Genomic DNA, 23036 nt, shown 5'->3' on the forward strand with positions numbered 1-23036 from the left:
GATTAAAATGAAAAGAACGACACTCGCTGCAAGTATTGCTGCAGCGTTTTGCAGCCAAGCCTTTGCTGCAACTTATCAGTTAACAGAGCTACCTTCGATGGAAGGTGTTAAACACACTTATGTTGCAGACGCAAACGAGAGTGGCTTTGCCATTGGTCAAACACGTGGTGTGTTCAATTTACCCATTGATTTATCATACATTGACTATGAAGATTCCAGCCTCACATCATTTTATGACCAAGTAAAACGTGAGTATGAGTTAATTGATAAAACCATTACCTTCACGCTAGACGACATAAAAAATAATAATGCAGTAGCAACGAACGCTGATGCACATTCTTTTATGATGCGTTATCTCACGGCGCAAGGTTCGAATGGCGAAATTCAAAAGCTAGTAGACGGTTTTGCGATTACCTTTAACGGTCAACAAGTACAAGAACAAGTACTTTTTGATACCGCCTCAAGCGATTATGATGGACTAACACGTTCTGTCTCTAATTTCCTGAACTCTGTTGCTGAAGACGGCACAATTGCAGGGTGGGGCTCGGCACCATTTGCTAAAACAACGTTCACAAATTCGGACGGTGATCAGCTAACCCAGTTTGAAACACCTTGGTTTTCGCGCGGTATTATCATTAAACCAAGTGGTGAGAAAGTAACGTTAGATCCAAAAGAAGCAACGCTTGGTGGTTATACCAAAGCGATGGACGTAGTACATCTTGATGACGGAAGTTATTTAGTCGCAGGTCAAAGCTCGGTATCGATCTCGAAAAACGGTCAAGAATTATATGACGACCAATGTAAAGGTGAGTCACAGTCTATCGCGGTTTGTCGCTGGACACGTCAACGCTCTGAAACCTTCTATAATGCTAACGCTTTCCTTTGGAAACTTGATGCAAATTTCAATCTAATAGAAGCAACGGATTTAGGTTTAGGTTTAACGCCGTTTGACGACGAAGACAATGCATTTGTGTCAGGCGGTCTTGCAGTAAACAAAAATGGTATTGTCGCCGGTTTTTCGCCTATTCGTACTCCACGTACTAATGACAATGAAAAATCAGGTCAAATCGTAGCTGGTTACTTTAAAGATGGCAGTTTCACTGCCGCTCCAAAAGTAAATGATGACTTTGAGTCGGGTAAAGCGGTTGATATTAATGAAAATAACGTTTTAATTGGTAACCAATTCCGTCGTATCGAAGGTAATGGAACGAGTACTGTTGGTTTTTACGTTGATATTAACAACAACGTTGAAGCGGATATTGGAGGTTTCTTCTTAGGTTCAGACGTTGCAGTAGAGTCTATTAATAACTCAGGCTACATTGTTGGCCAAGCAGAAGTAGATAAAAACACGTCAAATCGTCGCCGAGAAGCCTTTATTTACAAAATGGGTGATGAAAAAATTACCAACATCAATAATCTATTACCATGTAAAGACCCAGCTACGGGTGAAAACTTTAAGTACACGGTCGCTGAAGCGAACAAGATTACTGATGGGAATATTATTTATGGTATCGCCACTAAGACAGTGGAGAAACGTAATACCAAAGGTGAAGTGGTGACCGATGTGGATGGGAAAATAGAATACGAAAGTATCGCCGTTCCTGTTGTTCTAACGCCAATTGCTGGTGAATTAGAAACGTGCCTGGCACCAGAAGTGGAGCAATATGAACGTAAGTCTGCAAGTTGGGGCTGGTTGTCGTTATTAATGCTGCCTCTGGTTCATATACGCCGCAAAATGAAAGCCTAAAAAGCAATTATTCAAAAAAAGCCCGATAGGGCTTTTTTTATTGTAATTCAGCGCCTTAAATATAGAACTTGTGATGTATAGCGTGAAATTATGTCATGCAATTATTTCACGTGTTCATCGTCTTAAATCGACTAAACTCTCAGCGTTATTTCTTAGTACGCTCCGCCCAAGCTTTATTAACAGAACGACGCCATAAGTAATCGATGCCGAAGTAACCAACAATCGATGACACCGTCGCACAAACGAGACATCCGACAATAAACGCAGGCCCGATGGTGGAAATGCTTTCTGTCAGCCACTGCCAACTTGCTTCAAATTGAAACGGTTGCTGTTCATGGCCGAGTACGGCAACTCCGACGAGGTAGGCGCCATAAAAAATAGGGGGCATCGTAAGCGGGTTAGTAAGCCAAACTAATGCAATTGACAACGGTAAGTTCACTCGTAACGGAATAGCGAGTGCAGCGGCTAAAACCATTTGAAATGGAACAGGGATGAACGCGAAAAAGAGACCTACTGCGAAAGCGCCACGAGCTGAGCGACGATTCAAATGCCACAAATTGGCATCATGCAACAAAGATCCAAAAATCTTAAGCGCTTTTTGTTCTTTAATTTTACTGTGATCGGGCATTAAGCGTTGGATCGTTTTTTTAGCCATAGTTTGCAACCATCTACTTCAAAACTGATATGTTGGGGATTCCTTTACGGCAGCGCGAGCACAATGTTTGGGTTTGGCTCGTGGTTTTTTTGGACCACTACTGTCGCTTTACTTTTCCTAGCGGTCTATTTTAAGACGATTTCCGCTTTAGTGTTAGGTTTTATTTTAGGGATTTTATATGTCTTTTTTATTGTAACAAAATCTCAAACAACGACATTTTCTCTCGACATGAAACCAATTGACGTAAAAGTTGAAATAGAACGGATAATTTCGACTACGCCAAATTCCTATACTCAAGCGAAAGTCTGCCAAGACGAATACCCATACCAATGCCAACGCGGATACTTAACTTTCCCGAATAAAAGCATACATATTGACGAAAATACACGACTCGCTGCGACGGTTAAGTTAAAACCTTTCAGAACGACCAGTCATTTTTATGGGCGAGATAACACTTTAAAAGCGTATCTGGAGGGCATCGTTTTCAAAGGGAAGGTCTTATCAATTTCAGATACTGATAAAAAGAAAACATCGCTAAGAACACGGTTTCGATCTTGGTGGAAAAACCAACTTGTTGGGTTTAGATACGACTGGCTCTATTACGTCCTACTAACGGGTGATAAATCGATGATGTCAAAGGAAGATAACACACGGTTTAAGGAGCATGGAATAAGTCATTTGTTAGCGATTTCAGGTATGCACGTGGGGATCATGTATACCATTTGTTTTTGGATGACGAAAGTCTTACAAATTCCGATACTGTTTAAGAGGTTACAGCGAATAGATCTAAATAGACTCGCGGCTCTTTTTTCGTTAATAGTGGCGTTGCTATACGTGTATTTAAGTGGTGGTGCCGTTTCATCAGTCCGAGCATTTATCATGTTGAGTTGTATGGTTTGTGCTTATGTTCTGCGGCGCCACTACTTATCATTTCAAGTCTTATTATTTGCATTGTTCTTAACCGTATTGTATTCCCCTTCAGTATGGTTTGATTATGGTTTCTACCTTTCTTATTTAGCCTGCGTCGCCATAATTGGAGTATTAAAGTGTGCTCGCCGCTTTCAGCTGAAGAATTGGTTCTGCTTGCTATTAATTATTCAAGTGGCGTGTTTTATTTTACTCGCACCTATATCAGCTTATTTCTTTCAGGGTATTAGCGTAAGTGGGATTTGGGTAAACCTTGTCGCCATCCCATTTTTGAGCTTTGTCCTTTTTCCTTGTTTGTTATTACAAGTCGTACTTTCTTGTCTCCATGTTCAACCATTTATTTTCGACGTTTTAGACTTCGTTCTTCAGTTTGCGTTTACGAAGCTAGAAACCATTCCGAAACATTTGCAGTGGCTTGAAGTAATGCAAATAAGATGGCAAACGGTGGTAAGTTGTTATTTAGCACTTTTACTATTGTTCTTTGATAAGTTACGTCGTTTCGCCCTACTTATGCTGGCGTTTCCAATCCATCAGTTTCTTACTAAAGAAGAACCGCTATTTAGCCTCGTCGTATTTGATGTTGGACACGGTACAATGGTGTTGCTTGAACGCAATAATCAAGGAATTCTTTATGATTTAGGTCCAAGCTATTTTGAACGTTTTAATTATGTTGATTCGGTGCTGCTTCCATTTAGCCAAAAAGAGAACATATCCATTGAGTATTTAATATTGAGCCATGACGATAAAGATCACACTGGTGGGCTGGACGCTTTTCTGAAATCATCCTTGAGTGAGTCTATACAATCGGGTAATCGTGTGCTAGCGGCACCTTTATGCCCTGACAACGCCGTACGGTTAGAGAACGGACTCCACGTTACTCCACTTTGGCCACGTGGTTCCCAAGAAATGAAAGGTGACAATAACAACTCCTGTGTTGTTTTAGTTGAACATCAAAACTACCGAATTTTGCTCGCTGGTGATATTGAAAAAGAAGTAGAAAATCAATTGATAAGTAACCAACTAGACAAAATGGATGTTTTGTTAGTACCTCATCATGGTTCGAAAACGTCCTCTTCAAATGCTTTCATTAATCATTTAAAACCAAAATATGCCATCTTTTCTCGGGCGTTTTACAATCCATGGCGCATCCCGCACCCTCAAGTAACCTCACGGTACATAGAAGCCGGTGCGACTATTTTAGATACGGCGTTAGATGGAGATATAAAAATCACCTTTTATGAAAATGAAATGCGAGTTGAGAAAGCGCGAGACGTGCGCGCGTGGTGGTTTTATGACAATTAAATTTTTGTTTTTGCTAGTAGGAAGCTACAATATGCGTCGTTTTAGTAGTTGGGCAATTCAATGACGCAATCATCTCTTAAGATATATAAACGCTTACTTTTATATGTAAAGCCGTTCAAAGCTATCGCCATTTTTTCGGTGATTGGCATGTTGGGCTATTCGGCTATGGATGCGTTATTCGTTCGTCTTATGAAGCCTTTTATTGATGACGGTCTCACTGCTGGCAATTCTGAAGTGCTGAGTTTGGCACCATACTTTGTTATGGCGTTAGTGATCGGTCGCGGTATTTTCAACTACATGGCTTCCTATTGCCTCAGCTACGTTGGCTCACAAGTTGTGAAAACGTTACGGCAGTCGTTATTTGAGCATATGCTCGCGATGCCTGTGAGTTTTCATGATAAGCATTCGAAAGGTGAGCTTATCTCTAAAATCACTTTCGATACTGAGCAAGTTCAGCAAGCCATCACACGTGCGCTTCAGATTTTAATTCGAGAGGGGGCTTACGTCGTATTTTTGCTTATCGTAATGTTCGAAGCGTCTTGGAAGCTCTCTCTGATATTCGTGATTGTAACACCGCTAGTTGCAATCATTGTTAGCATCGTATCTAAGCGTTTTCGAAAGATTTCAAAAAATATCCAAGATGCAATGGGTGAGGTGACCCGTAGTTCAGAACAAATGCTGACTGGTCATAAAGTTATCCATGGTTTTGGTGGGCAAGATAAAGAAATTAGCCACTTCGATGTGGTGAATAACCGCAATCGTCAGCAACGTGTAAAAATGGACGCGACAAAGGCGCTCAGTGTGTCGGTTATTCAGATTCTAGCAGCCGGTTCGATGGCCGTAATTTTAGCCATTATCGCGATGCCTTCGATGCTTGCGACGGTCACGTCTGGCACGTTTGTTACGCTTATTTCTTCTATGATGCTCATGTTGAGGCCCTTAAAGCAGCTTGCTAACGTGAACAGTGATTTGCAGCGAGGAATTTCGGCAGCGGAAAGTATTTTCGAAGTGTTGGATGTTGAGCAAGAGAAAGACGTCGGGAAGCAAGTCGTAGAACGTGTACAAGGCAATATTGAAATTAACTCTTTAACGTTTACGTATCCAACAAAAGATGAACCGGTATTACATGGTTTAACCTTAGACATTCAATCAGGAAAAACGGTTGCCCTAGTCGGTCGTTCTGGTTCTGGGAAATCGACGTTATCTAATTTACTCCCTCGATTTTACGACTACCAAGCAGGTACGATAAAACTAGATGGAATTGAGCTGTCGGAGTATCAGCTGAAGTCTTTAAGGGCACAATTTGCACTGGTTTCGCAGCAAGTGGTGTTGTTTAACGACACAATTGCCAACAACATAATGTATGGTGCTAAATCGCCGCTGACGAAAGACGAACTCGTTCAGGTGGCTAAACAAGCTCACGTATGGGAATTTGTTCAAGACTTACCTGATGGGTTGAACACGGTTGTTGGTGAGAATGGTGTCATGTTATCGGGTGGGCAACGCCAGCGAATTGCTATTGCAAGGGCGATAGTAAAAGATGCACCAATTCTTATTCTTGATGAGGCGACATCAGCGCTAGATACAGAATCAGAACGTTTAATCCAAAAAGCGCTAGATAGTCTCATGGTAGGTAAAACCTCTATTGTCATTGCGCATAGGCTCTCAACAATTGAAAACGCAGATCTTATTTGCGTGATGGACAAAGGGCGTATTATTGAACAAGGTTCTCATGCTGAATTGCTTGATCGAGGTGGTATGTATACCGCGCTTTGTCAGATGCAATCTGGAATCCATTAATGAGTCGAATAGAGCAAAGTTGGTATAAACCGGCCAGTTGGATCACATGGCTATTGAGTCCTCTGACGCTGTTGTTTTATTCCGTATCTACGTTACGTAAGCTGAGTTTTCAGCTTGGTATTAAGAAAGTGGTAAAGCATGACGTGCCTATTATCGTGGTGGGTAACATTAGCGTTGGTGGTAATGGTAAGACACCCTTTGTGATTTGGTTGACTGAATATTTGCAAAGCCAAGGCAAAAACGTAGCGATTGTAAGTCGAGGTTATGGTTCAAACGCACCATATTACCCGTATACCTTGAGTGAAAAAGATAAAGCTGCGCAAGTCGGGGATGAACCAAAATTGCTGTTTGACAGACTCGGTTGCACAATTGTCATTTCGCCAGACCGTAATGCGGCTTTCTCAAAACTCGCAGGCCTTAATATTGATGTAGTGATTAGTGACGACGGGCTTCAGCACTACCAAATGGGCAGAGATGTTGAACTATGTATTGTGGACGCAAACAGAATGTTTGGAAATGGATGGTTGATGCCATCAGGACCACTACGCGAACGTCAATCTAGGCTTGATACGGTCGATCTTGTTATCGAAAATGGCGGTAATAGCGTGTACCACTACACGCTAGTAAACGCTGGGTTTTTTCGTGTAAAAGATAATGTAAAGGTGGGCTATATAGACGAAGCTCACGTTGTCAGTGCAATTGGTAACCCTAACCGATTTGTTGAAAGCCTAGCGCAGTTGGGGACTCAAATACTGTCTACTCATTTTTTTGAAGATCACCATCCTTTTATTGAAAGAGATTTTGACAAGCTTGGGTCGGGGAATATTGTAATGACAGAGAAAGATGCCGTTAAATGTCGCTCATTTGCGCAAGATAACTGGTATTATCTCAAAGTAGACGCTTGTGCAAATGACGCATTAGTGAACGAATTAAATTCAATTTTATTAAGAAAAGGGATCCTCCATGGCGTTTGATACCAAATTACTTGAAATTATCGCCTGTCCAGTGTGTAAAGGTAAGTTACGTTACGATAAAGAAAATAAAGAACTTATTAGCACTGCGGCAAAACTAGCTTATCCAATTCGTGACGATATCCCTGTTCTACTTGAAACAGAAGCTCGCGAGTTGTCTCTAGACGAGGTCGACAAGTGGAATTCGTAGTCGTTATTCCTGCTCGTTACGCGTCTACACGATTACCGGGTAAACCACTTGCCGACATATTAGGTAAACCCATGCTTCAATATGTGTACGAAGCAGCACTTAAGTCAGGTGCGAAGGACGTGTTTATCGCCACTGATCACCCGCTAGTGTTTGATGCAGCTAAAAAATTCACTCATAATGTTTTGATGACAAAAGATAGCCACCAATCTGGCACTGAACGCCTAGCAGAAGTAGTGGATTTATTGTCTCTCGAGAAAGAGACAATCGTGGTTAATGTGCAAGGTGATGAGCCGTTACTTGCTTCGGAAAACGTTGTGCAAGTCGCAAAATTGTTGCATGACTCTGATGCACCCATGGCAACACTGAGTGTTGATATCCATGATATCGATGAAGTGTTCAACCCAAACGCGGTGAAAGTGGTTTCTAACGCTAAAAATAACGCCCTCTATTTTTCCAGAGCATCAATACCTTTCCAGCGTGACTCGATGCTAAATCTGGATAAAAATGCGGTGAAACTTGGGGCGTTTCAGCGCCATGTGGGTATTTATGCATATCGTGCAGGGTTTATTAAAGAATATTTAGCACTGCCAGTATCACCGTTAGAAATACTTGAATCACTCGAACAATTACGAGTGTTATATCACGGTTATGACATTAAAGTTCAAAAAGCGAACTTTCCTGTGCATGCAGGCGTTGATACGCCAGAAGATTTACAGAAAGTAATTGATTATTTAAGTAATGCAGTTTGACGTCATATTCGATCACAACGATTTCCTAATAGCATACAAACCAGTTGGAGTGAGTTTTCATTCAGAAGACTCCCCTGGGTTTGTCGTGATGCTAGAGGCTCAGCTCAATGTAAAGCTCTTCCCAGTTCATCGCTTAGATAAAGTTACTTCAGGTCTTATCGTGTTAGCCAAGCACAAAGCAGCCGCAGCGAAACTAACCGCACTTTTTGAGTCGCGTCAAATAGATAAATTCTATCTTGCGTTAATTGACGCTAAACCTAAAAAAAAGCAAGGTTGGGTTAAAGGTGACATGGCAAAAAGTCGTCGAGGTGCATTTAAATTATTAAAGAGTAATGAAAACCCTGCGGTCACTCGGTTTTATTCTCAAACGATTGAGCCTGGGATTAGAGCCGTTATCCTCAAACCCTTTTCAGGCAAAACCCATCAACTTAGGGTGGCGTTAAAAAGCTTAGGTGCCCCCATTATCGGCGATGAGTTGTATGCAGGCTCACTTGCCGATCGTACATATTTACATGCATATAATCTCCAGTTTAGATGGGATGGAATATCGATTGATTGTAAAGCGTCTCCAGTAGAGGGGGAGTTATTCAAGCGTTTTCTGTCGAGTGAAGTATTCAATGATTGGCAACAACCGACTAATTTAGAGTGGTGATATGAGTCAGAGTAGAGAATTAAGATTTGGTGGTATTGGCAGACTATACGGTACTCAACAACTGCAATGGCTCGCACAAGCTCATTTTTGTGTCGTGGGGATTGGTGGTGTTGGCAGTTGGGTTGTTGAATCGCTCGTTCGCACGGGTATTGGTAAGGTGACGTTAATCGACCTTGATGATATCTGTGTAACCAACACAAATCGACAAATCCATGCGACGTCAGGAACTATTGGCGAAGCGAAAGTAGATGCGATGAAAGCTCGTTGTGAGTTAATCAATCCTGAAGTGTTGGTCGAAGTGATCGATGACTTTTTGACGCTAGACAATTACAGAGAACTCATTCAAGACTTCGATTATGTAATTGATTGCATTGATGCGGTTAAAGAGAAAACGGCATTAATTGCACATTGCAAAAGACATAAAATTCCCGTCATCACAACGGGTGGAGCTGGCGGGCAAACCGATCCTAGTCAAATTCAATATGGGGATGTAGCGAAGACTACGCATGACCCTCTTTTGGCTAAAGTGCGCTACTTGTTAAGAAAACAGTACAATTTTAGTAATAACCCTAAACGTAAATTTGATGTCGATTGCGTATTTTCGACGGAGCAACTTGTTTATCCAACAGCCTCAGGAGAGGTCTGTCAAATGAAGCAACAGGCTGATGGCAGCAAAAATATGGATTGTGCAACGGGGTTTGGTTCTGCAACAATGGTAACGGGCACGTTCGGTTTTTTTGCCGCGGCAAAAGCCATTAAAAAATACTTAGACAAACGTGCACGTATAGAAAGGTAATCGGTGTGTTCGCGTCAGTTAGGCTGACGTGAACGTTTTAATTTGCTCATTAATGGCGTGTATGCCATTGCCTCGAGATGGGCTTAAATGCTGTATAAGTTCGAGTTCTTCAAATAGTGAAACGACGTTCATTTGGTTAACCTCATCACATCGTTTGCCATTGTAAAATGCGAGAATAATTGCCAGAAGTCCTTTCACTATACGTGTATCCGAGTCGCCAACAGCCACTAAACAACCGGAATGGTCATCCCACGCTAAGTGAAGCCACACCTTACTTTCACAACCTTTTACTAGTACATCGTCAGTTTTCAACATCTCCGGTAATGTTGGAAGCTGCTTTCCTAATAACATAATCTGTCTGTATTTTGCTTGCCAACCTTGTTGGCTTCGTAGTGCGTCGATGAGGTTGTTTATTGTATTCATGTTAATCTTTTAGTAAATCGAGTGATTCGTTTAACGCAGTAATGAAAAGGGCTATTTCGTCTAAAGTATTGTACATCGAGAAACTGACTCTTATGGTGCCACTGATTTGTAGTTTATGCATAAGCGGCTGATTGCAATGATGTCCTGTTCTAACGGCAATACCTTGATGGTCGAGTAGCGTGGCGATATCGAGCGGATGTACTCCATTAACAACAAAGCTAACGGTGCCGATATTGTGTTCATGATCTCCGAATAAAACGATGTTTGGAATTCGCCTAAGCTCTTCGACGAGGGCAGTGCGAAGTGTATGTTCATGCTCTTGACTAGCGCGTCGGTCTATCGCTTGCATAAATTTCAACGCGGCACCAAACGCTACCACACCAGCAATATTTGGGGTGCCAGCCTCAAATTTACTTGGAGCGTCGTTGAATGTTGTATGTTCTATTGTCACGGTGTCTATCATCTCACCGCCAGTTTGGTAAGGCAGTAATTTATTTAGTAAATCATAACGTCCATACAAAAAACCAACCCCAGTCGGCCCAAACGCTTTGTGCGCTGAACCGACATAGAAGTCACAACCTAATTCAAGCGGTTTTGGGGCTAAATGGGCAAAGGCTTGAGCACCATCGACAATACAAATAGCGTTGTGCTTTTTAGCTTCAGCGAGGAGCTGCGCGACGGGTTGAATATTACCAAGCCCATTGGAAGCATGGGCTATAGCGAAAATACGTGGTTTATAGCGCTGAATATATTCGACGGCAACATCAACAGAAATAATACCCTGTGAATCAACAGGGATCGCCTTAACAATTGCTCCTGTTTTATTTGCTAATTGCTGCCAAGGTACGATATTCGCGTGATGTTCAAGCTCGCTGAGCAATATAATTTCATTTTTCTCAATATGGTTTTGTAGGCCATGAGCAATCAGATTTAAGGATTCCGTCGCACCCTTAGTCCACACAATTTCCTTAGCTTCTACTTCTAAGTAAACGGCCAGCTTGGAACGTGTTTCTTCGTATTGACGAGTTGCACAGGCGCTTAAATAGTGCGCACCACGGTGAACATTAGCATTGTGCTGCAAATAAAATTGGCGCTCGGCTTCAATCACCATTTTTGGCTTTTGTGTTGTTGCTCCATTATCAAAGTACACCAGCGGATTACCATGAACTTGACTTTCCAAGATAGGAAATTCGGAACGGATCGCTTGTATGTCAAACATAAGGAAAAACTCTTCGGCCAATTAAGCGAGAGAATTTTAATGAAAAGTGGCGAAGTTGCAATGAAAAAAGGCCGCTTTAGCGGCCTTCTTTAGAAATTAACGTTGGTCTTGAGCAACGTAATCACGAGATGTGTAGCCTGTGTACATTTGACGAGGGCGACCAATCTTGTGACCTGCTTGAGATAACATTTCATTCCAATGTGATGTCCAACCAACAGTGCGAGACATTGCAAAAATTACAGTGAACATGCTTGTTGGAATACCGATCGCTTTAAGGATGATACCAGAGTAGAAGTCTACGTTAGGGTATAGTTTCTTCTCGATGAAGTAAGGATCTTCAAGCGCGATTTGTTCTAAACGCATAGCAACATCAAGAAGTGGATCTTGAATGTTTAGCTCTTTCAACACTTCGTGGCAAGTTTGACGCATAACTGTCGCACGTGGGTCGAAGTTCTTGTAAACACGGTGACCAAAGCCCATCAAACGGAACGGATCGTTCTTGTCTTTTGCTTTTGCTACGTATTCATCAATACGGTCAACAGAACCGATTTCTTCAAGCATCTTCAAACACGCTTCGTTAGCACCGCCGTGCGCAGGGCCCCAAAGCGATGCGATACCCGCAGCGATACACGCATAAGGGTTTGCGCCAGAAGAACCCGCTAAACGTACAGTTGACGTTGACGCGTTTTGCTCGTGATCAGCGTGAAGCATGAAAATGCGGTCCATTGCTTTCGCAAGCGTTGGACTTACTTTGTATTCTTCAGCCGGCACAGAGAACATCATGTGTAAGAAGTTTTCTGCATAACCAAGATCATTACGTGGGTAAACGAAAGGTTGGCCTTCGTTGTACTTGTAGCACATTGCAGCGATTGTTGGCAGTTTAGCAACCAACTTAACGGCACAACGCATGCGTTGATCTGCATCAGAAATGTCTAGGTCATCGTGGTAGAAAGACGAAAGTGCACCAACAACCGCACATAGCATTGCCATTGGGTGAGAATCGACACGGAAACCTTGGAAGAATGCTGCGATTTTTTCATGCAACATTGTGTTGTGAGTCACTTCCTGAGAAAACTCAGCTAGTTGTGCTTCGTTTGGTAACTCACCATTTAACAGCAGGTAGCAAAGCTCAATGTAGTTAGATTTTTCAGCCAATTGCTCAATTGGGTAACCGCGGTGAAGTAGAACGCCTTTTGCGCCGTCGATGTATGTGATTGACGATTCGCAAGAGCCTGTCGACATGAAACCAGGGTCAAATGTGAAATAACCGTGGCCGCCTAGTGTACGAACATCGATGACGTCCTGACCAGCAGTACCAGAATAAATTGGTAACTCAATTGGGTCATGACCTTCAATCTGGAGTACGGCTTTCTTATCTGCCATTTATGTGTCTCCTCTGAAATAACAATTCTGATTGTTATGTTGTGATACTAATGTTAAGCAAATTCCGATCATTGTAACGTAGAAACCGGGGGGAAGTCAATTTTTCTAAGAATTATGCATGAATGTATAATAAATATTCTATAACGTTTAAATATTATACCATTGGCTAATTCGCAAGCATCTCAATCTAAACAAGAATTGTAAAAGCGTGCGTACGCTTATATACTGTCAGTGGTTTTAAACCGTATCGTCTGTGGGTAAACCTGATGTTTAACAGAAGCACTAACCGTGTTTCCTCGTTAGGTTTATTTAAGGTGTGCCATTTGTTGTTTTTACACAAATGGGTTTTATAAAAACAAGTAGATGAGCTCCTTGTGAGCAAGATGGGCAAGTAACTGTGAAAAAGCAAAGACCTGTAAATCTAGATCTAACGACTATATCAATGCCTCCAACGGCTAAAGCGTCGATCCTGCACCGTGTAACTGGTGTGGCAATGTTCTTCGCTCTAACGTTCGTAATCTGGGCATGGTCTGAATCTCTATCTTCGGCTGAAGGCTTCGAATTGGTAAAAAGCTTAATGACTGGCTTTATTGCTAAATTCATCGCCTGGGGTACTGTGACTGTTTTGGCGTATCACATTATTGGCGGCTTCCGCCATATGATCCAAGACATGGGTTACTGGGAAGATTTGGAATCAGGCAATAGCAGCGCAATCGCTGCACTGGCGCTATGGGTAATCTTAGCAATCCTAGCTGGAGTGTGGATATGGTCTTAAATCAAGCAACTCTAAAGCGTGATGGCGTACAAGACTATGTGTCGTTGCGTGCTACTGCATTGGTAATCGCGGCTTACGCGATTTTCATTGTTGGTTATCTAATACTAACTCCTGAACTTACTTACGAAGCTTGGACTGGTTTGTTCTCAAACCTGTTTATGAAGGCTGCTACGTTAGTGACGTTAGTTTGCATCATGGCTCATGCACGCATTGGTCTTTGGCAGGTACTTACTGACTATGTTAAATGTTCCACAATGCGTTCGATTCTGAGCTTCGTTTTGAACCTAATGGCGGTTGCTTACGTAGCTGTTGGTTTATTCGTTCTGTGGGGTGTTTAAGTGAATTATTCTGTCTATGAATTTGATGCTGTCGTAATCGGTGCCGGTGGTGCTGGTATGCGCGCAGCGCTTGCGATTTCTGAGTCAGGCAAAACGTGTGCGCTTATTTCTAAAGTGTTTCCAACACGTTCACACACTGTGTCTGCTCAAGGTGGTATTACGGTAGCTCTTGGTAACTCTCACGAGGATAACTGGGAGTGGCACATGTACGATACGGTTAAAGGTTCTGATTTCATCGGCGACCAAGACGCAATCGAATACATGTGTAAAACGGGCCCAGAAGCAATCACTGAGCTTGAAAACATGGGTCTTCCGTTCTCACGATTTGAGAATGGCCGTGTTTATCAACGTCCTTTCGGCGGTCAATCGAAAAACTTCGGTGGCGAGCAAGCTGCTCGTACAGCGGCAGCAGCTGACCGTACTGGTCACGCATTGCTACACTGCCTATACCAACAAAACGTTAAAAACAAAACAAACGTTTTCTCTGAATGGTATGCACTAGACTTAGTTAAGAACGACAACGGCGACGTAGTTGGTTGTACAGCAATCGACATCGAGTCTGGTCAAGTTGTGTTCTTCAAATCTCGCGCAGTTGTTCTTGCAACAGGTGGTGCAGGTCGTATTTACGCATCGACTACCAATGCTCATATCAACACGGGTGACGGTGTTGGTATGGCAACACGTGCAGGCATCTCATTGCAAGACATGGAAATGTGGCAGTTCCACCCAACGGGTATCGCTGGCGCGGGTGTTCTTGTAACTGAAGGTTGTCGTGGTGAAGGTGGTTATCTTCTAAACAAAGACGGCGAGCGTTTCATGGAACGTTATGCACCAAACGCGAAAGACCTAGCGTCTCGTGACGTTGTTGCACGTTCAATGATGACTGAAATCCGTGAAGGTCGTGGTTGTGATGGTCCTTGGGGTCCACACATTAAACTTAAGCTTGACCACTTAGGTGAAGAAACGCTTAACTTACGTCTTCCAGGCGTTTGTGACCTTTCTAAGACGTTCGCTCACGTTGATCCTGCAAAAGAACCAATTCCAGTAATCCCAACATGTCACTACATGATGGGTGGTGTTCCAACAAACGTTAATGGTCAAGTTATCAATGTTGGTGCAAATGGCGAAACTAAAGTAGTTGAAGGTCTATTCGCAGTAGGTGAGATTGCGTGTGTGTCAGTACATGGTGCTAACCGTCTTGGCGGTAACTCTCTACTTGACCTTGTTGTATTCGGCCGTGCGGCTGGTAATTTCCTAGGTACTTACCTAAATGAAGCGCAAGCGACGAAAGATGCTTCTGAATCTGATCTTGAAGCTGCGTTTGCTCGTTTCAATCGTTGGGAAACGTCTAAACCTGGTCAAGGTGAAGACCCAGTACAAATCAAGAAAGATCTACAGCAGTGTATGCAATTAAACTTCTCGGTGTTCCGTGAAGGTGAAGCGATGAACGAAGGTCTTGAACAACTTAAGACAATTCGTGAGCGTCTGCAATATGCGCGTCTTGATGACAAATCTACGGAATTCAATACTCAGCGTATCGAATGTCTTGAACTAGATAATTTGATGGAAACGGCGTTTGCAACAGCAGTTGCAGCGAACTTCCGTACAGAAAGCCGTGGTGCACATTGTCGTTTTGACTTCCCAGATCGTGATGATGAGAACTGGTTATGTCACTCAGTGTACAACCCAGGTTCTGAGTCAATGACTAAGCGTGAAGTTAACTTCTCGCCAGTGACTCGTGAAGCATTCCCACCTAAAGCGCGTACTTACTAGGAGCTAAACGATGGCAACATTAGAATTTTCTGTTTATCGTTACAATCCTGATGTGGACAATGCACCACATATGCAGGATTACACTCTTGAGGTGGAAGAAGGCCGTGACATGATGATTTTGGACGCTCTTTTAAAATTGAAAGAGCAAGATCCAACATTATCTTTCCGCCGTTCATGCCGTGAAGGTGTGTGCGGTTCGGACGGCATCAACATGAACGGCAAAAATGGTCTAGCATGTATTACACCTGTGTCAGCTTTACAAAAAGGTGGCAAGGGTAAAATTGTTATCCGTCCATTACCTGGCTTACCGGTTGTTCGTGACTTAGTCATTGATATGACTCAGTTCTACAAACAATATGAAAAAGTTAAGCCGTATTTAATTAACGATACACCAGCAGCTGGCGAGCGTTTACAGTCTATTGAAGAACGTGACAAGCTTGATGGTTTGTACGAGTGTATCTTGTGTGCTTGTTGTTCGACGTCTTGTCCTTCGTTCTGGTGGAACCCAGACAAGTTCATCGGTCCAGCAGGTCTACTACATGCATATCGTTTTCTAGTGGATAGCCGTGATACGGCAACTGACGAGCGTCTAGCTGGTCTAGATGATGCGTTCAGCGTTTTCCGCTGTCACGGTATCATGAACTGTGTTAACGTGTGTCCAAAAGGCCTAAATCCAACTAAGGCTATCGGTCACATTAAGTCTATGTTGTTAAACCGAGCGGTTTAATACATATTTAACACCGTAAGATGGCAAGCTAAGCTTGCCATCTTGTTTTGTCTGATTAATATCTGCGCTAGAGAAAGGGCTAATAAATGCACGAAGGTGTGATGAAGGCATGGCTAGAATCTTCACATTTATATGGCGGTAACGTTGCCTACGTTGAAGATTTGTATGAGGCGTATCTTGATGATGCGACTTCTGTGCCAGTAGAGTGGCGAGAGGTGTTTGACCAACTACCCAGAGTTGAGGGTGTTGATGTTGAAGTTAAACATTCGGAAGTAAAAGCACAATTCGCAGAACTTGCGGCTAATAAGCACAGGCAAGTGATCGTAGCATCTGAAGGTGCTGGCGATGCGAAACAAGTTAGAGTACTGCAGTTAATTAACGCCTTTAGATTCAGGGGCCACCAAAACGCGAATTTAGACCCACTTGGTCTTTGGAAGCGTGAACGTGTGCGTGACCTTGAACTTGATTATCATGAATTAACTGACGCAGACCTCGAAAAAGAATTCAATGTTGGTTCTTTTGCTTCAGGTCAAGAGACGATGAAGCTGAAGGACTTGTATGATGCGCTGAAGAAGACCTATTGTGGATCTATCGGTGCAGAGTACATGCATATTACTTCTACCGAAGAAAAACGCTGGTTACAGCAACGCCTAGAATCTGCATTTTCTCAGCCTAAATTCGATACCGACACTAAACTTCGTATTTTAAAAGGTCTTACCGCAGCAGACGGCCTTGAAAAATACCTCGGTGCAAAATTCCCTGGTGCAAAACGTTTCTCGCTTGAAGGCGGTGATGCGCTTGTACCAATGCTAAAAGAACTAATCCATCGCGCTGGTGAAAGCGGGCAGGAAGAAGTTGTAATCGGCATGGCACACCGTGGTCGTTTAAACGTACTTATCAACGTTATGGGTAAAAACCCACAAGTGTTGTTTGATGAGTTCGCAGGCAAGTACGGTGAGTCAGCAGGGTCTGGTGACGTTAAATACCACATGGGTTTCTCGTCTGACTTTGCGACTAAGGGTGGCAACGTGCATATGGCACTTGCATTTAACCCATCGCACCTTGAAATTGTTAACCCGGTAGTTATGGGCTCTGTACGTGCTCGTCTCGACCGTTTGAACTGTAAAACAGGTTCAAAAGCGTTACCAGTAACTATTCACGGTGACTCTGCAATCGCTGGTCAGGGTGTTGTTCAAGAGACATTTAACCTGTCACAGACACGTGCTTTTGGTGTAGGCGGCTCTATTCGAATCGTTGTAAATAACCAATTAGGTTTTACTACATCGAAGCAAGAAGACGTTCGTTCCACAGAATACTGTACTGACATTGCAAAAATGGTTCAGGCACCAATCTTCCACGTGAATTCTGACGACCCAGAAGCGGTGGCATTTGTGACTCAAGTTGCGCTTGATTTCCGTAACCAATTCCGTCGTGACGTTGTAATCGATTTAGTTTGTTACCGTCGTCATGGTCACAATGAAGCTGATGAGCCAAATGCAACTCAGCCATTGATGTACCAAAAAATCAAAAAGCACCCTGTGCCACGTGAAATTTACGCAGAAAAATTGGCTGCTGAAGGCGTAATTAGCGCCGACGCATCAAAACAACTTGCTGAAGATTACCGAAACGGTCTAGATACTGGCGTTTGTGTGGTTGAAGAAATTCAAAAAGACACAAAGCATTCATCTGACTGGTCAAAGTTTGTCGGTCATGATTGGGATACTGCATATAATCCATCTCTACCAGTTGAAAAACTTAAAGAAATTGGTGGAAACTTAGCGAGCTATCCGGAAGGGCACAAAGCACATTCTCGCGTTGCTAAAATTTACGAAGATCGTAAATTAATGGCTGCGGGTGAAAAGCCGCTTGATTGGGGTATGGCAGAAACGTTGGCCTATGCAACGCTTGTTGATGCTGGAATTGACATTCGTATGACTGGTCAGGACTCAGGACGTGGTACGTTCTTCCACCGCCACGCGGTAGTTCATAACCAAAAAGACGCCTCTGTTTACATTCCATTGCAACACGTTCGTGATGGACAAGGTGCCTTTGAAGTTTACGACTCGGTGTTATCTGAAGAAGCAGTACTAGCGTTTGAGTATGGCTACGCGACAGCGGAACCAACGTCATTAGTACTTTGGGAAGCTCAGTTCGGTGACTTCGCAAACGGCGCACAAGTCGTATTCGACCAATTCTTAAGTTCAGGTGAGCAAAAGTGGGGTCGTTTGTGTGGTTTGACTATCATGCTTCCTCATGGTTATGAAGGTCAAGGTCCAGAACACAGTTCTGCGCGTCTAGAGCGTTTCCTACAACTTTGTGCTGATCACAATATGCAAGTGTGTGTTCCTACAACACCAGCTCAGGTGTACGCAATGCTTCGTCGTCAATCAGTACGCCCTCTGCGTCGTCCTCTGATTGTTATGACGCCGAAATCGTTACTTCGTCATCCTTTGGCAATTTCATCAATGGATGAATTGGCAAACGGCGTATTCCAAAATATGATTGATGAAATCGATGATATTAACCCAGCGAAAGTTGAACGCGTTGTTTTCTGTAGCGGTAAAGTTTACTACGACCTGTTACAAGAGCGTCGTAAAGCAGAGCAAGACAACGTTGCTATTGTGCGTGTAGAGCAATTATACCCATTCCCACACAAAGAAATGGATGAAATTATGGCGCGTTATCAACACGTACGCGATTTCGTTTGGTGTCAGGAAGAGCCACAAAACCAAGGTGCTTGGTATTGTTCGCAACACCATTTCTGGGATGCAATTCCTAAAGGTGCGACGCTTAAGTATGCGGGTCGCAAAGCATCTGCAGCACCGGCGTGTGGTTACTTATCTACGCACAACAAAGAACAAGCAGCGTTGGTTGCTGACGCACTAACTATCGAGAAATAAGGGATAGATGATGGCTATTGAAATTAAAGTTCCAGTGCTACCAGAGTCAGTTGCCGACGCAACAGTTGCAACGTGGCATGTAAGCGTTGGTGACACGGTTGAACGTGACCAAAACTTGGTTGATATTGAAACAGATAAAGTAGTTTTAGAAGTCGTTGCGCCAGAAGCTGGCGTAATCACGGAAATTTTACATGAAGAAGGTGCGACAGTACTTGGCCAACAAGTTATCGCACTAGTGGGCGCTGCGGGCGATAAACCAGCAGCACCAGCGAAAAACAACGAACAGCCTGCAGCGGCATCAGCATCAGAAGGTAAAGAAGTGGACATTAAAGTACCAGTACTTCCAGAATCAGTAGCAGACGCTACGATTGCAACTTGGCACGTACAACCAGGTGAAGCGGTTAAACGCGACCAAAACCTAGTCGACATCGAGACAGATAAAGTTGTTCTTGAAGTTGTTGCGACTGAAGATGGCGTAATGGGTGAGCACATTCACGCTGAAGGCGAAACAGTACTTGCTGAGCAGATCATCGGCAAATTGATTGCAGGTGCTGCGCCTGCAGCGGCGGCGCCAGCGGCAGCAGCTCCAGCAGCAAGCGATGACAGCAATGACGTACTAACACCTTCTGTACGTCGCATGATCGCAGAGAAAGGTCTTGATGCGTCTCAAATCAAAGGTTCTGGTAAAGGTGGCCGTATCACTAAAGAAGACGTTGAAGCGTTCTTAAAAGCGCCAGCTGCACCTGCAAAGGCGGCTCCAGCTAAATCTGCAGCACCAGTGGTAGCGCTTGGTGAGCGTACTCAGAAGCGTGTTCCTATGACGCGTCTTCGTAAGACAATCGCAAACCGTCTTCTTGAAGCTAAAAACTCGACAGCGATGTTGACAACATTCAACGAAGTGAACATGAAACCAATCATGGACCTTCGTAAGCAATACCAAGATGTGTTTGAAAAGCGTCACGGTATTCGTTTGGGTTTCATGTCTTTCTACGTGAAAGCAGTGGTTGAAGCACTTAAGCGCTTCCCAGAAGTAAATGCATCAATCGATGGTGACGATATCGTTTACCACAACTATTTCGATGTGAGCATCGCGGTATCTACACCACGTGGTCTAGTAACACCTGTGCTACGCGATTGTGATAAATTATCAGTTGCTGAAATTGAAAAAGGTATCAAAGACCTTGCAATTAAAGGTCGTGATGGCAAGTTGACTGTTGAAGATATGACTGGTGGTAATTTTACAATCACTAACGGTGGTGTTTTCGGATCTCTACTTTCAACGCCAATCATTAACATGCCACAAGCGTCGATTTTGGGTATGCATAAAATTCAAGACCGTCCAATGGCTGTAAACGGTAAAGTTGAAATTCTGCCAATGATGTATCTAGCACTTAGCTACGATCACCGTCAAATCGATGGTAAGGAATCCGTTGGTTTCTTAGTGACGATTAAAGAACTATTGGAAGATCCAACACGTCTACTATTAGATGTGTAATCAATAGATTGAAAAATAAGCTGCACACCAAAATGTGCAGCTTTTTTTTGCGCCTTTGGTCTAACTGGGGTTTTCTTGAGAGCCTATGGGATCTATACTAGGCGTGCAATTTGGGATAGCTGATTATTTGCATAAATATTCAGCTTTTTTAGTACAAAAAATTGGATAAAGCATCATGAATTTGCATGAGTACCAGGCAAAACAACTGTTTGCCGAATATGGTTTACCAGTGTCTGAGGGCTTCGCTTGTGATACCCCTCAAGAAGCGGTAGAAGCTGCCGGAAAGATCGGCGGTGACAAGTGGGTTGTTAAATGTCAAGTTCACGCGGGTGGCCGTGGTAAAGCTGGCGGCGTTAAACTTGCTGACAGCAAAGACGAAATCAGAGCATTCGCTGAAAAATGGCTAGGCAAAAACCTTGTTACTTATCAAACAGATGAGAAAGGTCAGCCGGTTGCTAAGATCCTTGTAGAAAGCTGCACTGATATTGCAAACGAATTATACCTAGGTGCTGTTGTAGACCGTTCGACTCGTCGTATCGTGTTCATGGCATCTACTGAAGGTGGTGTTGAGATCGAGCAAGTTGCTGAAGAAACACCAGAATTGATCCACAAAATGGCAATTGATCCATTAGTTGGTCCTCAAGCATACCAAGGCCGTGAATTAGCATTCAAACTAGGTCTTGACGCTAACCAAGTTAAACAGTTCACTAAGATCTTCATGGGTCTTGCGAACATGTTTATCGATTACGATTTCGCACTTCTAGAAATCAACCCTCTAGTAATCACAGATCAAGGCAACCTACACTGTCTTGACGGCAAAATCGGTGTTGATGGTAACGCACTGTTCCGTCAGCCAAAAATCCGTGAATTCCACGATCCATCACAAGAAGATGCTCGTGAAGCACACGCTGCAAGCTTTGAGCTTAACTACGTTGCACTAGACGGTAACGTTGGTTGTATGGTTAACGGTGCAGGCCTTGCAATGGGCACAATGGACATCGTAAACCTACACGGTGGTAAACCAGCTAACTTCCTAGACGTTGGCGGCGGCGCGACTAAAGAGCGTGTTGCTGAAGCATTCAAGATTATCCTATCGGATGACAACGTTAAAGCAGTGCTAGTGAACATCTTCGGTGGTATTGTACGTTGTGACATGATCGCAGAAGGTATCATTGGTGCAGTTAAAGAAGTTGGCGTTAACGTTCCAGTAGTTGTTCGTCTTGAAGGTACGAACGCAGAACTAGGTCGTGAAGTTTTAGCTAACTCAGGTCTAGACATCATCGCTGCTGAGTCGCTAACAGATGCAGCTGTGAAAGTAGTTGCAGCAGCGGAGGGCAAATAATGTCAGTTTTAATTAACAAAGACACTAAAGTAATCTGTCAAGGTTTCACTGGTGGTCAAGGTACGTTCCACTCTGAGCAAGCGCTTCAGTACGGTACGCAAATGGTAGGCGGTGTTTCTCCAGGTAAAGGCGGCACAACTCACCTAGGGCTTCCAGTATTTAACACCGTGCGTGATGCAGTAGAATCAACGGGCGCTACAGCGTCTGTTATCTACGTACCAGCAGCGTTCTGTAAAGATGCTATCCTTGAAGCAATCGACGCTGGTATCCAGTTGATCGTTTGTATCACTGAAGGTATCCCAACACTTGATATGGTTGACGTTAAAGTTAAGCTAGAAGAAACTGGCGTTCGTATGATTGGTCCAAACTGCCCAGGCGTAATCACTCCTGGTCAATGTAAGATTGGTATCATGCCTGGTCACATCCACCTTCCAGGTAAGGTTGGTATCGTTTCTCGCTCTGGTACTCTTACTTACGAAGCGGTTAAGCAAACGACTGACGCTGGCTTTGGTCAATCAACGTGTGTTGGTATCGGTGGTGACCCAATTCCTGGCACTAACTTTATCGACGTATTAAAGATGTTCCAAGACGATCCGCAAACGGAAGCTATCGTTATGATCGGTGAGATCGGCGGTAATGCAGAAGAAGAAGCGGCTGAGTTCATCAAGCACAACGTGACTAAACCAGTAGTATCTTACATTGCTGGTGTTACAGCTCCAGCAGGTAAGCGTATGGGTCACGCTGGTGCGATTATCGCAGGTGGTAAAGGTACAGCAGACGAGAAGTTTGCTGCTCTTGAAGCTGCTGGCGTTAAGACAGTTCGTTCTCTTGCAGACATCGGTGCTGCACTTAAAGAGAAAGCGGGTTGGTAA

Annotated in this window: 20 protein-coding genes; 16 read left to right on the forward strand and 4 right to left on the reverse strand. The window is 43.4% G+C overall.

The features are described from left to right. Positions 1 to 7 precede the first annotated feature (7 nt). Positions 8 to 1747, forward strand: a complete 1740-nt coding sequence (locus NI389_RS00285) for a DUF3466 family protein (RefSeq protein ID WP_308361063.1) — start codon at positions 8 to 10, stop codon at positions 1745 to 1747. A gap of 145 nt (positions 1748 to 1892) precedes the next feature. Here the strand turns inward: NI389_RS00285 and NI389_RS00290 are convergent, their stop codons facing one another. Beyond that, entirely contained in the window at positions 1893 to 2402 is a 510-nt protein-coding gene (locus tag NI389_RS00290; RefSeq protein WP_308361064.1) for a DUF2062 domain-containing protein, read from the reverse strand. A 228-nt stretch (positions 2403 to 2630) separates the two neighbouring features. Between NI389_RS00290 and NI389_RS00295 the strand changes: the two genes are divergently transcribed. Genes NI389_RS00295 through tcdA form a run of 7 tightly spaced genes read left to right on the forward strand, consistent with a single transcriptional unit; the run spans position 2631 to position 9789 of the window. Continuing rightward, a complete protein-coding gene (locus NI389_RS00295) occupies positions 2631 to 4631 on the forward strand; it encodes a DNA internalization-related competence protein ComEC/Rec2 (RefSeq protein WP_308361065.1) in 2001 nt (666 codons plus the stop codon). 60 nt (positions 4632 to 4691) lie between these two features. After that, the gene (gene msbA, locus NI389_RS00300) at positions 4692 to 6431 is read left to right on the forward strand and encodes a lipid A export permease/ATP-binding protein MsbA (protein WP_308361066.1); all 1740 of its coding nucleotides are present in this window, start codon (positions 4692 to 4694) and stop codon (positions 6429 to 6431) included. Further along, positions 6431 to 7405, forward strand: a complete 975-nt coding sequence (lpxK, locus tag NI389_RS00305; RefSeq protein WP_308361067.1) for a tetraacyldisaccharide 4'-kinase — start codon at positions 6431 to 6433, stop codon at positions 7403 to 7405. Before msbA ends, lpxK begins: the two co-directional genes overlap by 1 nt. Further along, positions 7395 to 7592, forward strand: a complete 198-nt coding sequence (locus NI389_RS00310) for a Trm112 family protein (protein WP_308361068.1) — start codon at positions 7395 to 7397, stop codon at positions 7590 to 7592. The genes lpxK and NI389_RS00310 overlap by 11 nt, the downstream gene beginning before the upstream one ends. After that, entirely contained in the window at positions 7580 to 8341 is a 762-nt protein-coding gene (kdsB, locus tag NI389_RS00315; protein WP_308361069.1) for a 3-deoxy-manno-octulosonate cytidylyltransferase, read from the forward strand. Before NI389_RS00310 ends, kdsB begins: the two co-directional genes overlap by 13 nt. Next, positions 8331 to 8993 carry a TIGR01621 family pseudouridine synthase gene (locus NI389_RS00320; protein ID WP_308361070.1) on the forward strand — a complete coding sequence of 221 codons (663 nt, stop codon included), beginning with the start codon at positions 8331 to 8333 and terminating at the stop codon, positions 8991 to 8993. The genes kdsB and NI389_RS00320 overlap by 11 nt, the downstream gene beginning before the upstream one ends. Position 8994: 1 nt before the next feature. After that, the gene (gene tcdA / locus NI389_RS00325; protein ID WP_308361071.1) at positions 8995 to 9789 is read left to right on the forward strand and encodes a tRNA cyclic N6-threonylcarbamoyladenosine(37) synthase TcdA; all 795 of its coding nucleotides are present in this window, start codon (positions 8995 to 8997) and stop codon (positions 9787 to 9789) included. 18 nt (positions 9790 to 9807) lie between these two features. Here tcdA and NI389_RS00330 read toward each other — a convergent pair whose 3' ends face one another. From NI389_RS00330 to NI389_RS00340, 3 genes are all read right to left on the reverse strand, one after another. Further along, positions 9808 to 10212 carry a SufE family protein gene (locus tag NI389_RS00330; RefSeq protein WP_308361072.1) on the reverse strand — a complete coding sequence of 135 codons (405 nt, stop codon included), beginning with the start codon at positions 10210 to 10212 and terminating at the stop codon, positions 9808 to 9810. A gap of 1 nt (position 10213) precedes the next feature. Next, the gene (locus tag NI389_RS00335) at positions 10214 to 11431 is read right to left on the reverse strand and encodes an aminotransferase class V-fold PLP-dependent enzyme (protein ID WP_308361073.1); all 1218 of its coding nucleotides are present in this window, start codon (positions 11429 to 11431) and stop codon (positions 10214 to 10216) included. A 96-nt stretch (positions 11432 to 11527) separates the two neighbouring features. Continuing rightward, entirely contained in the window at positions 11528 to 12814 is a 1287-nt protein-coding gene (locus tag NI389_RS00340) for a citrate synthase (RefSeq protein WP_308361074.1), read from the reverse strand. Positions 12815 to 13211: 397 nt separating this feature from the next. Between NI389_RS00340 and sdhC the strand changes: the two genes are divergently transcribed. From sdhC to sucD, 8 genes are all read left to right on the forward strand, one after another. Further along, complete coding sequence (gene sdhC / locus NI389_RS00345; protein WP_208843142.1) at positions 13212 to 13589, forward strand: succinate dehydrogenase, cytochrome b556 subunit; 378 nt, start codon at positions 13212 to 13214, stop codon at positions 13587 to 13589. Then, complete coding sequence (gene sdhD / locus NI389_RS00350; protein ID WP_208843143.1) at positions 13580 to 13927, forward strand: succinate dehydrogenase, hydrophobic membrane anchor protein; 348 nt, start codon at positions 13580 to 13582, stop codon at positions 13925 to 13927. Before sdhC ends, sdhD begins: the two co-directional genes overlap by 10 nt. Next, the gene (gene sdhA, locus NI389_RS00355; RefSeq protein WP_308361075.1) at positions 13928 to 15700 is read left to right on the forward strand and encodes a succinate dehydrogenase flavoprotein subunit; all 1773 of its coding nucleotides are present in this window, start codon (positions 13928 to 13930) and stop codon (positions 15698 to 15700) included. It abuts the gene before it with no gap. A gap of 10 nt (positions 15701 to 15710) precedes the next feature. Then, on the forward strand, positions 15711 to 16427 hold the full coding sequence (locus NI389_RS00360) for a succinate dehydrogenase iron-sulfur subunit (protein ID WP_208843145.1): 717 nt from the start codon (positions 15711 to 15713) through the stop codon (positions 16425 to 16427). 86 nt (positions 16428 to 16513) lie between these two features. Then, complete coding sequence (locus NI389_RS00365) at positions 16514 to 19327, forward strand: 2-oxoglutarate dehydrogenase E1 component (RefSeq protein ID WP_308361076.1); 2814 nt, start codon at positions 16514 to 16516, stop codon at positions 19325 to 19327. A gap of 10 nt (positions 19328 to 19337) precedes the next feature. Continuing rightward, a complete protein-coding gene (gene odhB / locus NI389_RS00370) occupies positions 19338 to 20822 on the forward strand; it encodes a 2-oxoglutarate dehydrogenase complex dihydrolipoyllysine-residue succinyltransferase (RefSeq protein WP_308362592.1) in 1485 nt (494 codons plus the stop codon). A gap of 175 nt (positions 20823 to 20997) precedes the next feature. Then, positions 20998 to 22164: an ADP-forming succinate--CoA ligase subunit beta gene (gene sucC / locus NI389_RS00375; RefSeq protein ID WP_208843147.1), complete on the forward strand. Its 1167-nt coding sequence runs from the start codon at positions 20998 to 21000 to the stop codon at positions 22162 to 22164. Continuing rightward, on the forward strand, positions 22164 to 23036 hold the full coding sequence (gene sucD / locus NI389_RS00380; RefSeq protein WP_308361077.1) for a succinate--CoA ligase subunit alpha: 873 nt from the start codon (positions 22164 to 22166) through the stop codon (positions 23034 to 23036). Before sucC ends, sucD begins: the two co-directional genes overlap by 1 nt.

The sequence above is a fragment of the Pseudoalteromonas xiamenensis genome (assembly GCF_030994125.1).
Lineage (GTDB): Bacteria > Pseudomonadota > Gammaproteobacteria > Enterobacterales > Alteromonadaceae > Pseudoalteromonas > Pseudoalteromonas xiamenensis_B.

Bases quoted from the DNA above. Each gene is read 5' to 3' on its own strand.
- NI389_RS00285 (WP_308361063.1), top strand. From the start codon at position 8: ATGAAAAGAACGACACTCGCTGCAAGTATTGCTGCAGCGTTTTGCAGC.
- NI389_RS00290 (WP_308361064.1), bottom strand. From the start codon at position 2,402: ATGGCTAAAAAAACGATCCAACGCTTAATGCCCGATCACAGTAAAATT.
- NI389_RS00295 (WP_308361065.1), top strand. From the start codon at position 2,631: ATGAAACCAATTGACGTAAAAGTTGAAATAGAACGGATAATTTCGACT.
- msbA (WP_308361066.1), top strand. From the start codon at position 4,692: ATGACGCAATCATCTCTTAAGATATATAAACGCTTACTTTTATATGTA.
- lpxK (WP_308361067.1), top strand. From the start codon at position 6,431: ATGAGTCGAATAGAGCAAAGTTGGTATAAACCGGCCAGTTGGATCACA.
- NI389_RS00310 (WP_308361068.1), top strand. From the start codon at position 7,395: ATGGCGTTTGATACCAAATTACTTGAAATTATCGCCTGTCCAGTGTGT.
- NI389_RS00320 (WP_308361070.1), top strand. From the start codon at position 8,331: ATGCAGTTTGACGTCATATTCGATCACAACGATTTCCTAATAGCATAC.
- tcdA (WP_308361071.1), top strand. From the start codon at position 8,995: ATGAGTCAGAGTAGAGAATTAAGATTTGGTGGTATTGGCAGACTATAC.
- NI389_RS00330 (WP_308361072.1), bottom strand. From the start codon at position 10,212: ATGAATACAATAAACAACCTCATCGACGCACTACGAAGCCAACAAGGT.
- NI389_RS00335 (WP_308361073.1), bottom strand. From the start codon at position 11,431: ATGTTTGACATACAAGCGATCCGTTCCGAATTTCCTATCTTGGAAAGT.
- NI389_RS00340 (WP_308361074.1), bottom strand. From the start codon at position 12,814: ATGGCAGATAAGAAAGCCGTACTCCAGATTGAAGGTCATGACCCAATT.
- sdhD (WP_208843143.1), top strand. From the start codon at position 13,580: ATGGTCTTAAATCAAGCAACTCTAAAGCGTGATGGCGTACAAGACTAT.
- NI389_RS00360 (WP_208843145.1), top strand. From the start codon at position 15,711: ATGGCAACATTAGAATTTTCTGTTTATCGTTACAATCCTGATGTGGAC.
- NI389_RS00365 (WP_308361076.1), top strand. From the start codon at position 16,514: ATGCACGAAGGTGTGATGAAGGCATGGCTAGAATCTTCACATTTATAT.
- odhB (WP_308362592.1), top strand. From the start codon at position 19,338: ATGGCTATTGAAATTAAAGTTCCAGTGCTACCAGAGTCAGTTGCCGAC.
- sucC (WP_208843147.1), top strand. From the start codon at position 20,998: ATGAATTTGCATGAGTACCAGGCAAAACAACTGTTTGCCGAATATGGT.
- sucD (WP_308361077.1), top strand. From the start codon at position 22,164: ATGTCAGTTTTAATTAACAAAGACACTAAAGTAATCTGTCAAGGTTTC.